This is a genomic window from Colwellia sp. MB02u-14, assembly GCF_014076915.1.
Taxonomy (GTDB): domain Bacteria; phylum Pseudomonadota; class Gammaproteobacteria; order Enterobacterales; family Alteromonadaceae; genus Colwellia_A.
The window spans coordinates 95,547-110,962 of record NZ_JACGUX010000088.1; the positions used below are offsets into that span (position 1 = coordinate 95,547).

A 15,416-nucleotide genomic window follows, 5' to 3' on the forward strand; every position below is an offset into this window, starting at 1 on the left:
TCGTTAATAACGACAGTTTTGGCACTAGGCATTGTCTGTTAGGTTCAACCCGCAGCTCACCCCACTACTTTTTTTCATTTATTTGAATGGAATTGGCAAGATGTCGCCCAAGAGTGTGAAGACTTCTTAGGCCCTAAAGGTTATGCCGCAGTTTAGGTGTCACCACCTAAACTGCACATTCAAGGGGACAATGGTGGACTCAATATCAACCGATAAGCTATAAAATTGACAGTCGAAGTGGTCATCGTGTCCAGTTTGTCGACATGGTTAATCGTTGCAAGGCCGTCGGGGGAGAAAAATATGTTGATGCAGTTTTAAATCATATGACGTCAGCTAGCGGTAAGGCAGCAAGTATTAATGCCAATGTCGGTATCTGGGATGAATTTGCCATTCATCAAGGCGCAAAATTGATGGCATGCTAACGTGGCCCACAACATTAAAACGTACCGTGATATTCATTTAAGCACAAACTCAAAGCGGTCAAAATATGTTTTTTTTTGGTGGTATTGATCACAATTACGCTAATAATAATCTTGGGATAAAATTGTCAAACCACTAACGTTGAGTGTGCAATGCAGCAGTTAAATTGGTGGCGATTATCACACCCACTTATTTTCAGGGAAAATACCCATAATTTCAGTGTGTTGAATACCTGCATTATTGACCATTATATCGATAGATCCCATTATTTGAGTAGCCTTAGTCATAAACACTGAAATATCTTGATCTTCTAGGTTATTCATTAAACCGTGTAGTACTAAGTTAATACCTTATTCAGCCAGTACATGATCAGCGGCTAAGCCAATACCACTGATTGAACCTGAGATGAGTGAAGTTTTGCCTTTTAGCATGATTTTTCCTGTTTAATGATGTTGCTCAATTGTGTTTCTTTCTCTATAAACATAATGTTAATGAGTCATTGCTAACTAATAAATATAGCAAGAGGAAGAGCGCTCATCTCACCGAAGATACCATGGTTGTTATATAACAAAGCAAACGGTTAACTTTTTAATTGGCAACTTAGTACCATAAGCTGGGTAAATTGATTTTCCTGTATTAAATAATTGATTTAAAATTAATAGTACGGTGATTATTAGCGAGAAAAAGGTAATAAACTTTCATCAAATTAGTGTCTTCTTTACATAAAGAAGTCTAAAATCCTAGTCTGCGCAGTATTCCTTTGCTAAATGGCGTTCAATAATCACTTATGCCACAAAACATACCTAAATTTTCTAGCGTTAAATTATGAACGCCGTAATAAAAACCATAATTAACACATATGTTTAGGCTAAATTCTCTCTAACGAAGGTGAATTAAATGGGGCTAAATAAAAAGGAAATGAAAACGTTGAAAAATGAAGAAAGCAACTGGACTATTTGTCAGGAATGTCAAGGACGTGGCAAAAAAAGTAGAAGGCCTCGTAAAAAACTGCGACTTCAGTATCAGCGGGAATTACTTGAATTTGAAAAAATGCTAGGCGAAGGCTTGGCACCCGTACGTCCAAAAGGACACCTTTATGATTGTTTGAACTGCCGTGGAACGGGTTTAGTTCATTGTGTTAGCTCACCGTTTGTAGATAAAGAAAATTACCCACATATTGCTATTATTGGCGGTGGTATAGGTGGCGTGGCATTAGCGGTTGCTTGCTTGCACCGCGGTATCCCTTTCACACTCTATGAACGCGATAGCGGTTTCGACACACGCTCTCAAGGGTATGGTCTTACTCTACAGCAAGCGAGTAAAGCGATTGAAGGGCTCGGCATTATTTCGTTATCAGAAGGGGTGGTCTCAACCCGACATGTTGTCCATACCACCGATGGAAAAGTGATCGGTGAATGGGGGATCAGAAAGTGGCATCCTTCAGCGGTGAAAACATCGGTCAAGCGCACCAATATACATATCGCACGACAATCTTTACGTTTAGCTTTACTTGAGCAACTCGGTGGGCATGATGCGGTGCAATGGGGACACCAGTTAGTTGGTTTTAAAGAAAGAGCTAATGAAAGTGAGGATAAAAATATTGAACTTAGCTTTCAAGTAGGTGGGGATATAAAAATCGCTAAGGCTGATCTTTTGGTGGGTGCTGACGGTATTCGCAGTGCTGTGCGAAAGTTACTGATTGGCGACGATATAAGCCCTTTACAGTATCTTGGTTGTATTGTTATTTTGGGGATTTGCCCCTTGACTGCTCTCGAAGGGCTTGAAAATTCTTTGTTAGACTCAGCAACAGTATTTCAAACAGCCAATGGCAATGAACGTATCTATATAATGCCTTATGACGCAGATTCAGTGATGTGGCAACTTAGTTTTCCTATGCCCGAAGAAGAGGCTAAGGCGTTAAGTTCACAAGGTGCAAAAGCCCTCAAGCATGAAGCGTGTCGAAGAACTCAGTGGCACGATCCCATTCCTCAAATTTTGGCGGCAACACAGACAAGTCAAGTTTCTGGTTATCCAGTGTATGACCGACCACTCCTTGAAGCAGAGTTATTGGCTAAAGGCCAGCACGTAACACTGATTGGAGATGCTGCTCACCCAATGAGCCCATTCAAAGGACAGGGGGCAAATCAAGCTCTATTGGATGCTTTGGCACTGGCTCGCGGAATATCTATAGGATGTCGACCACTATCTCATTGGAGACAAGCGGGTATGAGAGAAAGTGTGTTAACTGAATTTGAAACAGAAATGTTAATACGCAGTGCGTCTAAAGTCAGAGATTCAGCAGAGGCTGCAGAGTTCCTTCATTCTAACATTGTGCTTCATGAGAGTGACGAACCTAGAGGACGATGTCTAAAATGAGCGGTTTAATTTAAGTAAAAGTAACGAACGCTCACTTAATAGTGCGTTATATTTATAGAGGTATTTAGATGATTTTTTGGCCCTGTATATTAAAGCTCGAGGGTGATGACGAGCTTCTTTATTTAAGCTCTGAGCAATTTTTTAACAAAGAGTGTACAGAATTAATCCTGAGTGATGATGACTATCTAATAGACTCAACAGGTTCTTGTTACTTAATTGAATGGAGAACGGATAAGCTCGTTTTAACTAAAATTGAACGAGTAGCCGTTGTAGAAGATGTTACACATTTAATTCGCGCTCATGAGTTTAACAAAGCTGAATTGTGTCTAACTAAAATTCATTTCCTAACAGTGTCAGATGCTATTAATTCATTGATTAACTTTAATTGATTTTTTATAGGGATCACTTGATATTGTCTTATTGAATGTTTCTCGTATTGTTTTCATGAATAAATACCTTCAATTGATAATAACGTTGATTTGCGTAAGTAAACTGTTTATAAGTAAGGCTAAAGTGAATGAATAAAAAAAGTATTGTTACTTTTTTTATTAATGGTGGGATATATCTATTTTAATAACAAAATTTATTTTAAAAGCAATGTTGGTCTTTATTTTTGTGCTTCCCCAACTGAAAGCATTTCAATTCCCGTTATTAAAAGAAAATATTATCTTTTATACTGAAAACTACCCACCGGCTAATTATTTCGTTAACGATCAACTTAAAGGGATTTCAGTTGATACCTTAAAAGCTATCTGGAAACATTTGGATATTACAGAACAAGAAATATTGGTTGTTCCCTGGTCGCGTGGCTACCGATTTACTTTGGATAAATATAACACCGCTTTATTTACTATGTCTAAAACGCATTCGCGTGAAAGTTTATTTAAATGGGTAGGGCCTATCTTTCATTCTACTCACGTATTAATGGCAAAAAAATCAAAAAACTTTAGTTTTACTAATTTAGGACAAGTTTTTTATCATAAAGTGGCGGCAGTCGCAGGTGATATTTCAGAGATATCACTTCATCAAGTAGGTTTTCCTTCATCTAATTTGGCAAAAGTTTCTCAATTAGAGCAAGCCTTTTTGCTAATGGACTCAGACCGCGTCGATATGATTGTTGTTTCTATTCATGGTTTTGCTTATTTAGCAAGACAGCTCGATTTTGATACAAATGATTATGAACAGGTCTGGCAGATTAATAAAATAGGTAATTATTTGGCATTTAATATTAATACAACAGATGAGGTTATTAATACTTATCAAAAAGCATTTGATGATATAGCTAGCCAACGATTGAGCATTAAAAAGTCTTATGAGTTACCCGAAGCCGATTATTAATGAAAAATGGTTCAAATAATAATTACCGATACATAACACTATTTTTTTAATAAATTATCAAACTGTAAATTACTAAGCTATTGCTTTTAGCCATTAACATTCGTTTTTTAAGTTGTGATGGTCGATATTTAGATATATTTCGAAATGAAAAAAATATTTATACTTATCTGAATGACATAAAAAATGTTGCTATTACCCCATACAAAGCCATACTCAATAGATGTTGGGTAAACGGACTTGACGCGAGCCATCATCAATTACACTAGGAATAAACATTACTTTATCTGCTATTTTAAAAGCTAATAGTACCCATTGTTTTGTTAAAAAAACGGTGTCGTACTATGAAAGTTGATAAGCTATATTCACAACCATCGTTTAAGCCATTTACCTTGCTTATTATTTTTGTCCTGTCTATCACCATGATAGGACTGTTAATATTCCAATATCAGAAAAATATCATCCTAAAACGCAGCGAAGACAATCTAGCCAGTATCGCCAACCTGAAAATTGAAAGAATCGATTATTGGCTTGATGGACTTCAACGTGATGCTGTTATTATGAGCGAAGATTACTATCTTACCTACATGCTTGAAAATTGGCTAAGTGATGGTGCTCCAAATAATGTCAACCGCCAAAAAATATTGCATCGTCTTAAAGTCATTCAAGACAGTCACCAATATGCGGCCTTAACACTGCTTGATCTCGATGGGTTAGTTATATTATCGACTAACCAAAACATTATTAGCCAGCCAGATGAGTTGATACAACAGCAGGCCATAGATGTTATCCGTAGTAAAAACATGATCCTTGGCGAAATTAACTTGGGACAGAAAAAAACACTACGAATGGCTATGCTAACCCCTTTATTTGTTGATATCAAAGGGACTCGCCAGATCATTGGCGTACTCTATTTTCGTATTAACCCAGAACAATTTCTATTTCCTATGCTCGATGCATGGCCAGTAGGGCGTTTGAGCGCAGAAACTTTACTTGTCCGCAGGGATGCAGGTGAGGCCTTATATCTTAACGAGGTGCGCCGCCCAAAAGATTTGTCACTCACGATGAGCATACCTCTTAACCAGCAAGATATTCCCGGTACGAATGCGGTTAACGGAAAAACGGGGTTCTTTCGTGGCGTCGATTATCAAAATATACCAGTAATTTCTTATCTCGCGCAGATCCCTCGAATGGGCTGGGGTATGGTAGCAAAAATTGATGAAGCAGAAGTATATGCTCCTATTGACAGACGGGCGCGACAGCTTATTTGGATGGGTGGGCTATTATTTTTAATAGTAACACTTGCAACTTTTCTTTATATTCGGCGTTTTTCTGTTGTTGAATTAGCGCGAATACAAGCGGATAAGCAATTAAAAAAGAGTGAAGAGTCGCTGAGGTTATTGGTTTCAAGCGTGCGTGATTATGCGATTATAATGCTCGAAGCTAATGGCAATATTACTTCATGGAACAAAGGGGCTGAGTATATTACCGGTTATGCTTTTGATGATGTTAATGGGCAATATTTTTCCTGTTTATATCCTCTCGAAGCTATAGCGTCGGGTCAGCCAGAGAAAGAACTACAGATAGCAAGAGAGCAGGGCCGTTTCGAAATAAGTGGCTGGCAACTTCGCAAAGATGGCACCCGTTTTTGGTGTAATACTGTTATAACAGCCATACATAGTAGTCATTATGAAGTGATTGGTTTTGCCCAGATAACTCGTGATATTAGTGATCAACGTCACGCCGCGCTACTGCGTGCAGAAAGTGAAGCGTTACGGCACGCTAGTAAGATGAAAAGTGAATTTCTTGCCAGTATGTCACACGAATTACGCACGCCACTTAATGCTATTATAGGCTTTTCAGAAGTACTTAAAGATGGGCTTGTTGGTGAAATCAGCGGCCAACAAAATAAATATATTGGGAATATTTTTGACAGTGGTCAACATTTGCTTTCATTGATTAACGATGTACTCGATCTCTCAAAAGTAGAAGCAGGTAAGATGACCCTCGATTTAGAAAAATTTCAGCTTACTAGTCTACTGCATGATTGTATATCTATGGTAAAGGAAAAGGCGATGTCAGAAGATATCGATCTGGCAGAGGATGTACCAGATGATTTAGCTTTCATGCAGTGTGATGGACGAAAACTTAAGCAGATAATCTACAATATGTTGTCTAACGCGGTTAAGTTTACACCTAAAGGAGGAAAAATTACCCTTTCAGCTCGCCGGATTTTTCGCGTAGAGGCGGTTATGGTCAACAAGAATAAAGCATGGAAAACCCGGCTAATTGATGACGTTGATAGCGACCAAACAAACTTTAAAGAGTTTCTTGAAATTATGGTACATGACACTGGCATAGGTATTTCTGATGCTGATTTGAATAAGCTGTTTGAACCCTTTACTCAAATCGATAGCAGTCTATCTCGGAAATATGGTGGTACCGGTCTTGGATTAGTCATGGTGAAAGCGCTTGCTCATTTACATGGTGGTTTTATGGCAGTATCGAGTGCGGAGAATAAAGGTTCTTGCTTTAAGGTTTGGCTGCCGTGGCGTGAGATAAGTCTTAAGCAAGAATCTACCTCTGTAAAACCTTTATCAGCAATGAAGGATAACAATAGTTCGTTTGAGCGAATAAACCTATCGACAGAAAAAATAATTAATAATAACAATAAAGTGATGCCAATTCAGCGTTAACCAAAATATATTAGCAAGGGTAGAACACAGCATGCGCAAGGTTAGTCTTTAAAGAACAGGGTAAAGTACAATGATAATAGACAAATATTTAGCATCACAATTTAGAGCGCTTTAAGTATATATATTAAGGGAAATTTAGATGGCTCGCATATTAATTGTTGAAGATAATCCCATGAATATGGAACTCGCCACGCTACTTGTTGAAAAGGCTGGTCATGTTGCTATTCAAGCAAAAGATGCTAGAAGTGGTTTGCATAAAAGCCGAACAGAGTCACCGGACTTGATCTTAATGGATGTCCAATTACCGGGTATGTCGGGCTTAGAAGCAACCGTATTGCTAAAGGCATCTCCTGACACACAGTCTATCCCCATTATCGCTTTAACGGCTTTAGCGATGAGCGGTGATGAGGAGCTTTGTCAAGCTGCTGGCTGTGATGACTATATCTCCAAGCCACTGCGTTATAAGATACTATGGGCAGTGGTTGAAAAACATGTAGTAGTACCTTAATTTCTTAACAGGATAACGACATGAATAATCGTCCTAAAAAAATTCTTATTGTTGACGATGAGCATTTAAACCGAGAGCTTCTAAAAGTGATGCTCGAATATGAGGGCTATATAATAAAGAGTGTTAACAGTGGTGAAGAAGCGCTAAAAAGCGTAGCACAAGATCCACCTGATTTAATACTGCTCGATATAATGATGCCTGGGTTGAACGGCAACAAAGTGGCAGGAAAGCTGAAAAAGAACCCAGAAACGCTGTCTATTCCTATTATCATGGTAACTTCTATAGACAATCATGATGCTAAATTGACAGCACTGAAATTAGGTGCTGATGACTTCCTTACCAAACCCGTAGATCGAGCTGAAATAATATTGCGTGTTAGAAATATGTTACGTTTAAAAGATTACAGCGACCTCCTCTCAGACTATAACCATAAACTTGAAGCCAAAGTTAAGGAGCGTACAGCTAAGCTTGAAAGTGCGTATAAGGAAACCATACTTACTATGGTGAGCGCAGCTGAATTTAAAGATGAGGAAACGGGTGCACATGTACGCCGTATTGCACACTATTCATATCTCTTGGGAAGGTTACTAGGTCTTAGTAAAAAAATGAACAAGTCCTTGTTCTATGCCAGCCCTATGCACGATATTGGTAAAATTGGTATCTCTGATGCTATTCTTTTCAAGAAAGATCCATTCACGGCAAAAGAACGTGAAATTATGAACACACACAGTGCCATTGGCGCAAAAATACTCCAAAATGGCGACTCTCCCTTTATCAAAATGGGAGCAGAAATCGCTTTAAATCACCATGAACGATGGGATGGTACCGGCTACCCTAATGGTATTTCTGGTGAAGATATTCCATTATCTGCTCGAATTATGGCGCTATGTGATGTTTATGATGCTTTGCGCTCAAAGCGGCCTTATAAACCCGCTTTTAGCCATGAAAAAGCAGTAAAAATAATTGTTGAAGGAGATGGTAGAACGATGCCTGAGCATTTTGATCCCAGAGTGCTGGCTGCTTTTGCTGCTCATCCAGAAAACTTTGAAAAGGTCTATGAAAAATACAAAGATCATCACTTATAACGTTAAAATTAGCCTAAGTGATATAATATTTATGACACTCTTTTTATGAGGGATTAAGGTTTTTTGGTTGAGCAGAAAAGAGTGCTGTAGAAGTTGAATAAAGCGAGAACCTTCTAAATCAAGATGGAAACTGTAATTATTATATGTGAGCACCGTAAACACCTTTCAAAAAATTTAATTAAACTTTGAAATAGTTAACTTCTAAAATATAACTCTAAGGGCAGTAACTGCGACTTTGTTGACCTTAGCATTTTAGAATTTATACTAAAAATTTTTGTATGTTTTGATCTACAGCGGACATGGTTGAACAATCACATTACTCTGGCGTGTTCGCGATACTGGTCGTTCACATCGTTTTATTGCATGACTTCTTACCGCTCGTCCACTTTGTGTAAGGCAGAGTATAATGTCAGAATTTTTTACAGTATATAATGCATTGCACTGAAAATATTAAGCTATGACTCTAAACATGTATAGTTCCACTCTAAATATGTATATTTCCAAATTTAATATTAGATTTTGCTCTATGTTTTTAGTTTTTTATTAGCAAGTGTCCAATTTTTTTACACTTATTATTTCAAAATTAATATTACTTTTAGTTACACATTTTAATCGCCTTTTATTCATAGCATTAGGCTTTATTAATTCTGAATGGCGCAAGAAATGCCTAAAACAGTACGGATGAGGATGTGTTAAATAGCTTCCTATCTCCCGTTAACTATTCGAGATTTTTAGTTAAGTTGTATCGGGTACTTGCAACTATAAAGGAGTCAATTATGAAAAATTTAACATTGGCAGTAGTGTTCGTATTATTAGCTTTCAATTCTAATGCTACCAAGTACGAGTTCATTGCAACAGATAGTAGTATTGAGACAAAAATGTGTGTTTTTGCTGGTAATAATAACAAAGATGGATTAAAAAAAGCACTGAGATTACGTATGATGAGTTCTGCGATTAATTCAAAACGCTTTACTATTAATTCTACCACTTGTAATGATATGGCAATGGCGCATTTTGCCTATAAATATGATGCGTTAGATACCTTTTCGTATTTAAACCATTTTACCTCCAAAAAAGATAAAATACCTACCACAAGTGTTGAAATAAAAGATATCGCAGCCGTTTTTAATCGCAAAAATGAAGATACTAAAATCATTTATGTCGGCTTGGCTAAATAAATAGCATATTGAAAATTCAGGGCTAAACTTTTATAACTTATTATAAAGTTTAGCCCTTCATTCAATAAGTTAATGTTACGTTTAGTATACGAATGTCTGCTTATTACCATTAGCTATAAAATACTGAAATATCTAACTTGTCTTTTTAAAGCAAACTTAAAAACATAAATTCCAGAAAGAAAAAACCCGCTAATCTTTCGGTTAGCTGATTATTTAATGGAGCGGTGAAAGCGAGTTTAAACTCTACACGAACTTTTAGTGCTATAAACCCTTATTTATCTTTAACGCTATTGCTTTCAATTTTAAATGCAAAAAAACACTGATCTTGCGATTAACGGGGTTTACTATATTTTGCGGTAAGATAGAGACTTGAACTCTAGGATTCACTTCAAAATAAATAAGCTATTGATTAAAGTAATTTAATTAGCTAGAAAATCTAAAAGTAATAAAGTTATATATCACTATTAGCAAATCAATAATAAATATATGTTATTGATATAGTTAATTTACTTAACTTATGAATTGGAAAATTTCTAACATCAGTCTCACTAAATTGCATTTATCTTTGCCAGCCAATTACATTGAACTGTGCCAGATTATTTCGGCCTTATTGTAACCGTTGTCTTTGGATAAATTGAATACTACTAACGTACACTTCTGCCATATTTAAGACCTCAGGTTTTAGTACCATAACGACAGCTTTGAGGCCGTAAGCTGTTGTAACTTTTGAGCCAAAACCACTATATATAACAGTAAAAATGAGCCTGATGCTAATGCACAAGCTAAAATCGTTACCACAGTAATAATATCCTCACTTAACGAAAGTGATTTTGATGGCGTGTTCAGCCGGATGATCATGGTCTATAATGGGGGGGGTAGTGATAATACTGACTCAATCACTTTGATTGAAAGCTTTCTTAGTACCGGTAAACTGTTGCTACAGTCTGTCATGTCAGCTATATATGATTGTAATTTTGTTCAAGGTTATTTCTTTACTAACCCAATTACGGGTATAACTTTCTTAGCATATACCCAATAAACATCATATAAGAATTAAAAAACTTCCCGAATGTAAATAATTCGATCGTTACCACGGAACAACCCAAAGGTGGCTATCGCGCTGGGATTTTTATTTAACGTTTTCACTTCTACACCATTCCAGTGCCAATCGTATTGCAGCCATGGATATATGTTATAGATTACTTCTACCTTTCCTTGATTTCCTGCTGCTACAGCAGGTAAAAAAATTTGTCGCGTTACGCCATTAGGTAAATCATCAATATCTACAAATGCCCCCGAAACAGCAGGAATATCAGCAGAATCAAGGCCAACACCATTCAGCGAGCCAAAACTAACATTAGTCGAATTGTATTGGGTACAAGTATCAGTATCAGCTAAAACAAAGTTAGTGCCATCAAAATACTCTATTGATAAAACTTGCCCTATAGGGGACGTTTCTGGACCAAAGCTATTTTTAAGAGAAGTTCGACCAAAACGAATTTCTTTCCCTTGAGGGTTCAAAACCCATAAGCGACCATTATCACCATTACCATCACTGTCAATAGCGACTACGCCATCAGTGTCACTTACGGCTGCAATTCCTAATTCTATTTTAGCTGGGAAAGGAGTTATCTCTGTATTTTGATCTCGAAGGTAAACAAAGTTATCCTCAGCATTAAATGCGTAAGTAATAACTCCTCCGCTCTCATCAAGAAAAACCCCTTCACTTAAATTGGCAGTAAGCTTAACTTTCGCACCAAGTAAATTATCAGTGTCAGCATCTTCTGTTGGCGTAATATAGGTAACATTACTCGGTAAAAGTTTTATGAAATCTCCTGTGTAATTACTTGTTGTGGTGCAAGTTCCATTAGGACAGATTGATGATTTTGCCGTAATGAATAATTCAGGAGCAAATTGATATTGCAACGATCCTTTACTTGAAATTGATGATGTCGATGTTCTACTCATTTGCCCGCTATAAGCGAACGTCATTGCTGGAAAAAGGCGATTAATATCACAAACCGACGTTAGATCGCCATCCAGACCCGTTGTTAATTCAAAATGATGAGGGATAAAGCGACCAACATAAGGTGCTACTCCTGTAATATCACCTGTTCCTAAATAAGTACCATTCGTTAAATTTGCAGCAAATTTGACAATACCTACTTCGTCATAAGTCATACTTTTATTATTATCAACACCATTAGTAGCAACACCATTACTAAAATCAGTAAAACTGACATTGGTTAAAACACCGTCTATACCTGGGGTTGGCAGATAAAGGCTATCGGTTATGATAGCGTTTTCTGATGTGGCTTCATTACCAAAGTTAACAGTAGTGGTATTATCAGATAAATCAGCACCTGTATCTGGTATTCCATTTCCATCACTGTCATCGGCGGCTTGCCACTGTACGGCTGTTAGACTTGTAGTAAAATCATCACCTGCTTTTTTAAAAACACTATTAACTTGATTAGCACTCTGTGCTTTTGGGTTGTCATCTACATTAATATAAAACCCAAGCGGCCTAACCACAAAAGCGCTAGACGAACCGAGCATATAATTACCCGTTGGGTCGCCATTTTCATCACGAATATTATATCTAGCATGAAGTTGTACTTTGCCCGCATCAGGATAAGTAAAAATAAATTCTGCACTGTTTACAGCTTCGTTACTAAAATTAAGAGCCACACCCGTATACGTTTTGCTCGCCGCATTATTTAAAGTATTAATAGGGATATCAGCGCTTAAGTTATTGATTGTTACTTGGCTACCTGCACACTCGTTAGGGTCAACACAAGTAGCCACTATATCAATGGTGTTACTATCAATAAATGCTGCCTGACAAGCATCGGTTGTAGGGCTTTTCTTTATTGCTTGTACTTTTAATGTACTCGCTTTATAACCAGTATTTGAGGGTTTGGCTGATAATTGCTCTGGAATACCTGTCCCTTCTGTATTAGAGAAAAATCGAAAGCCAGTATCTTCAAAAACCACATCACAGCTTGCTGAAGCACCATTATTACACTCATAAACCTGATCTAAGCTTAATGTAGCTGTGCCTGGAGTGGTGAAATCAAAACTGGTATCGGTGCTACCTAAAACGGTCACTGTTTTATGTACCGTATCATTAATTACTAGTGCTACGTCCGTAGCGTCTAAGTTAAGTGTATTACAATCAGCATCTGCACAAGCTTTTATGATAATACTTTCAGCTTCACAAGTTAAACCACTGCCATCATGTTCAATTTCGTAGTGATCAATAATAGGATCACCACAGTTATTGGCAAAATCCTTGAAGGTACCGACCAATGCTAGACCACCAGCTTGTTCATTTGTATGATTTGTATCAGTGTCACTGTCACTGTCTTCGACAATACTAAACCCAACGTTTACAGGTGAAATAGCGCACCGTTTCAGCCAACCACCGTCACTACCATTACGAGTGTTCTGGGTAGCAATAATGAGTGGGTTGTCGCTATAGCTGCCAGCTAAGTTGAATATACGGCAACTATTTAGACCTTCGATATTATTGCCTGTTTGAAAAGATTCATATCTAATATCATCCATTAGCTGTCCAATAACACCTTGGGTAATAGCCAAATAACCTATGGTTTCATTGGAAACAATAGTTCCTGTGTTTGTTTCTGCTCGCTCTAAAGCCATAGTAAACTGAGTTTTAGTAACACTTTTCATAGCGGTAACTAAAAAAGGCTCTGAAATAGGGAAAAGGCCGTCTGGATTATTTACGTTGGGTTCATTATTCATTGTCTGAATGGATGCAATGATAGAGGGAGGTTGTGAAAACCCTAAATCGGTAATATCAACAGTATTCCAAGAACTACCGCTAAAATATCTCCCTTGAAAACGTGTAGTATCCAAGGTGCTTACCCGTATTTTAGCCCCTCCATCTAGATCATAATCTCCTTCTACAATAGCCAAAAAATCTACTGTCTGAGCTATGTTACCTGCGGGTGCGCTAGGGTTGGATTTTTCTGGTGATTCCACCTGCGCAATATTAAAACCACTTACGGTAACATTGCTGATCCTAAGTGTGAGGCGATCACTATTACTCGCAGTAGTAGGTAAACTAAAAACCACTGGAGCAACTGAAAAAGGTCTATCAAAACAAACATGAGTAAATGAAGGGTTATCTGCTGTGTTATTTAAGGTAATACGCCCTGCGACCACTTCAATTTCGCCACAAGCTACTGGGTCGCGCGTTGAACCATCGCCATTGTCACCGGCTTTTTGCTTGGCATATATATACGCTATTCTATCTGAGTTAAGTACCGCATCATAAATTTGAAACTCATCAAGTTTTCCTTCAAAACCTTGAGCCACAGAAAAGTCACCACCAAATTCATCTTGTTCTTGGCCAATAACAATTGCATTACTATTAGTGACAGATAAAACACCGCTATTGACACCATCATCACAATCTTGTTCATTACCATCAACAAATAAGCAAACATCTTTACCACTTCGGGTAAGAGCAATATGATGCCATGAGCCATCAGTGAGTTCGATACGACTTGTTAATGTTTCACTGTTATCTCTAATTTTAATATAAACTTTATTATCATCTTCTAGAGCTATCTCTAACACATCATCATCTTCGTCAATGCCTAAAGCATGAAAAACTTCCTGCTGCTCTTTATCTACAGAAGTATTAACCCAGAAACTCACCGAGAAGTCATCTAAGCCATTCACAGAACCACTAGGCACCATAACCCAGTCATTAATGCCATCAGCAGTTAAGTCGAGTGACCGATTAATAACAGCATCATCAACAGGATCGGCGACACCAAAGGTTTTACCAGAATAATTTCCCGTTTGATCAAAAACCTCATCATCAGCCCCTGTGTAGCGACAATCATCAAAACGGTAATCTACGATTAAACTCGCTGCTTTAACAATTGTTCCAGTAGCAGTTGCATCAGCGATAGAGCCTGCACTTGCATTACTTAATGTAAGAGTAAAGTCACCACTCCCTGAAGGCGAAGTAATAATATTTACTGTACTAGATATATCGCTCTCGAATATCGTTACCGTGCCATTAGCGCTCGTATAATCAGTTCCTGAAGTAGCAGCCCCATTTGAGGTGGCATAATCCAAGGTAATGTCTTCGGAGTAACTACTCGTCAGCTCAATAGTAAAAGTGGCAATATCGCCAGCATCAATACTTATATCATCAACAGAAATATCAGGCTCATTTCCAATCACCGTAATACCATCTGTAATTGAAAAAACATCACTTTCTTTGTTGGTGTCACAACCATCCTGTCTATAGGCATAAAAAGAAATAGTATAACTACCTGCTGTTGAAGGCGCAGTAATATCAAAACCACGATCGTAAGTGCCACCACTGTTTATATTAGCGTCATTATTGCAAGTAGTAGTACCATTTAATATATAAGAAGTGGATTGCCAACGTTTATTACTACCGTTCCCATTGGTAGTGACGTTAAGTAGCACTGATATTGTTTCGCCCGCTGCAACTATTGTCGTTGGAGTACCATTAAGTAGTACACTATTAATAACTCTCTCAGCTTGACTCGGCAGTGAAAAAAAAAGTAAAAAAATAGCTAATATTAATACGTTTTTCACAGTGTGATCCTTTCCTATACTATCTGACTAGAACAAGCATTTAAAAATGCATCTACATACTGACATAATCTTAGATTCTATTTTGCTCCATCAACAAGTTGCCATTTTTACAACAACTAAGTTTGGTCGCTTCATGAAAGCTTTCATCATCGAGACTCTGTCTTGGCAAAAAATAAAAATAAAAATAAAAATAAAAATAAATATAGGC

At 37.5% G+C, this 15,416-nt stretch carries 9 protein-coding genes and 1 pseudogene; 8 read left to right on the forward strand and 2 right to left on the reverse strand.

The window, feature by feature from the left end; genetic code table 11:
* Positions 1-54 precede the first annotated feature (54 nt).
* A pseudogene (locus H4J52_RS19080) lies at positions 55-359 on the forward strand (alpha-amylase); the annotation flags it as partial.
* Between the two features lie 240 nt (positions 360-599).
* Here H4J52_RS19080 and H4J52_RS19085 read toward each other — a convergent pair.
* Positions 600-743, reverse strand: coding sequence for a hypothetical protein (locus H4J52_RS19085; protein WP_182180045.1), 144 nt, complete (start codon positions 741-743; stop codon positions 600-602).
* A gap of 574 nt (positions 744-1,317) precedes the next feature.
* Between H4J52_RS19085 and H4J52_RS19090 the strand changes: the two genes are divergently transcribed.
* The 7 genes from H4J52_RS19090 (at position 1,318) to H4J52_RS19120 (ending at position 9,598) form a co-directional block, all read left to right on the forward strand.
* A complete protein-coding gene (locus H4J52_RS19090) occupies positions 1,318-2,796 on the forward strand; it encodes an NAD(P)/FAD-dependent oxidoreductase (protein ID WP_259366555.1) in 1,479 nt (492 codons plus the stop codon).
* Positions 2,797-2,864: 68 nt separating this feature from the next.
* Complete coding sequence (locus H4J52_RS19095; protein ID WP_182180043.1) at positions 2,865-3,185, forward strand: DUF4144 domain-containing protein; 321 nt, start codon at positions 2,865-2,867, stop codon at positions 3,183-3,185.
* 226 nt (positions 3,186-3,411) lie between these two features.
* Positions 3,412-4,134: an ABC transporter substrate-binding protein gene (locus H4J52_RS19100; RefSeq protein WP_182180041.1), complete on the forward strand. Its 723-nt coding sequence runs from the start codon at positions 3,412-3,414 to the stop codon at positions 4,132-4,134.
* Positions 4,135-4,475: 341 nt separating this feature from the next.
* On the forward strand, positions 4,476-6,827 hold the full coding sequence (locus tag H4J52_RS19105; RefSeq protein WP_182225391.1) for an ATP-binding protein: 2,352 nt from the start codon (positions 4,476-4,478) through the stop codon (positions 6,825-6,827).
* A gap of 139 nt (positions 6,828-6,966) precedes the next feature.
* Positions 6,967-7,335, forward strand: coding sequence for a response regulator (locus H4J52_RS19110; RefSeq protein ID WP_182180037.1), 369 nt, complete (start codon positions 6,967-6,969; stop codon positions 7,333-7,335).
* 20 nt (positions 7,336-7,355) lie between these two features.
* Entirely contained in the window at positions 7,356-8,420 is a 1,065-nt protein-coding gene (locus H4J52_RS19115) for an HD domain-containing phosphohydrolase (protein WP_182180035.1), read from the forward strand.
* A 776-nt stretch (positions 8,421-9,196) separates the two neighbouring features.
* The gene (locus tag H4J52_RS19120) at positions 9,197-9,598 is read left to right on the forward strand and encodes a DUF3718 domain-containing protein (protein WP_182180033.1); all 402 of its coding nucleotides are present in this window, start codon (positions 9,197-9,199) and stop codon (positions 9,596-9,598) included.
* Between the two features lie 1,053 nt (positions 9,599-10,651).
* On the opposite strand, the gene H4J52_RS19125 is transcribed toward H4J52_RS19120, so the two are convergent.
* Positions 10,652-15,208 (reverse strand): DUF6701 domain-containing protein, encoded by a 4,557-nt coding sequence (locus H4J52_RS19125; protein WP_182225392.1) that lies wholly within the window; start codon positions 15,206-15,208, stop codon positions 10,652-10,654.
* Between the last annotated feature and the right edge of the window lie 208 nt (positions 15,209-15,416).